Below are 1,507 nucleotides of genomic sequence, written 5' to 3'. Positions count from 1 at the left end.
CCCACATTCTCCAAGTAAGTCGCTGATTTCGCTGTCGTAATCGTGATATTTCGCATATAAATCATGGCGTTGACGGCTGCGAGGGGCGCGTTTCATGGATCACCTGGAGGGTGCGGGCTTGGCGCGGGGAGATCGGGTTGATTTCGACCGCCGTGTGCGTCTGGAGTTCCGTGGTGCGCAGATCAGTTCAGACGGTGGCCTGCTGGTGATGCGCGAGCTTGATGACGTGCTCGGCCTGTCCAATCTGGCGTCGGAGGCGCTGCGAGACAGCCGCACCGGGAAGAACACGCTCCATCGGCTTGACGGATTGTTCCGGCAATCGGTGTTCGGACGACTGGCCGGATACGAGGATGTGAACGATGCCGACCGCTTGGCCCTCGATCCCGTGATGCGTCAGGTCGTTGGCGGCAGGGCCGTCGAGGCGCAAGCTGCTTCGGCATCGCAGATGGGACGGTTCGAGACCGAGACGCTGGCTCTGGCCGCGAACCGGGCGGCGCTGGCCGATCTGAACGGCCAATGGATCGACCGGTTTCATGACCGCAACGGGTTGAAATACATCGTGCTGGACATGGACAGCTCGGTCAGCCCCACCCACGGCGATCAGGAAGGTGCTGCCTGGAACGGGCATTTCGACTGCACCTGCTATCACCCCATCTTCTTGTTCAACCAGTTTGGCATGCTGGAGCGCTGCGCCCTGCGTAACGGCAATGTCCACAGCGCCGATGGCTGGCGGGATGTCCTTGATCCCGTCATTGCCCGATATGCTGGCCGCGACCTTGGTGGACGCTTCTTCCGGGCCGACGCTGCCTACGCGATCCCCGCGATCTATATGCGGCTGGAAGAAGCCAGGTTCTTCTACGCCATCCGTCTGCCCGCCAACGCCGTCTTGCGCGAGAAGATCGCGCATCGGCTGACACGGCCCGTGGGACGGCCTTCGCTGACCAAGGTCAAACGGTTCTTCGAGGACTTCGAGTATCAGGCGGCGTCCTGGGACAAGCCGCGCCGCGTCATCGCCAAGATCGAATGGCATCCGGGCGAGCTGTTCCCCAAAGTCGGCTTCATCGTCACCAACCTGCCGATGGAGCCAGACTGGGTGGTGAGGTTCTACAACCAGCGCGGCACCGCAGAGCAGCACATCAAGGAAGGCAAATATGCCTTTCGCTGGACGCGGCTGTCATGCCGGAAGTTCCGGCACAACGAGGTGCGGCTGCAACTGCACGCGCTGGCCTACAACCTGGCAACCTTCCTGCGCTGCATCGAACTGCCCGAGGCCATGGCGGACTGGTCGTTGACCAGCCTGCAACTCAAGCTGATCAAGATCGGCGCCCGCGTCGTCCGCCACGCCCGCGCCATTACCTTCCAGTTGGCCGAGGTCGCCGTCACCGGCCCGATGGTGCGGGCCGTCCTTGCCGCCATCCGCCGTCTTCGAACGCCTCCGTCATGCGCATGACCACGATCCATGCCCAAGCTGAACGAAAGCGGCAGGACAGGTCCGTCTGCCGCGCGG

At 62.8% G+C, this 1,507-nt stretch carries 1 protein-coding gene; it reads left to right on the top strand.

Going from position 1 to position 1,507, the window contains the following annotated elements; translation table 11 throughout:
- Window positions 1-94 precede the first annotated feature (94 nt).
- Window positions 95-1,450, top strand: a complete 1,356-nt coding sequence (locus C8N34_RS25730; protein ID WP_012112698.1) for an IS1380-like element ISPme1 family transposase — start codon at window positions 95-97, stop codon at window positions 1,448-1,450.
- Window positions 1,451-1,507 lie beyond the last annotated feature (57 nt).

It is taken from the genome of Gemmobacter caeni (genome assembly GCF_003054195.1).
In the GTDB taxonomy this organism is placed as follows: Bacteria; Pseudomonadota; Alphaproteobacteria; order Rhodobacterales; family Rhodobacteraceae; genus Gemmobacter; species Gemmobacter caeni.
Note: the sequence above shows the minus strand (reverse complement) of the source record. Positions and strands in the feature narration are given on the sequence as shown.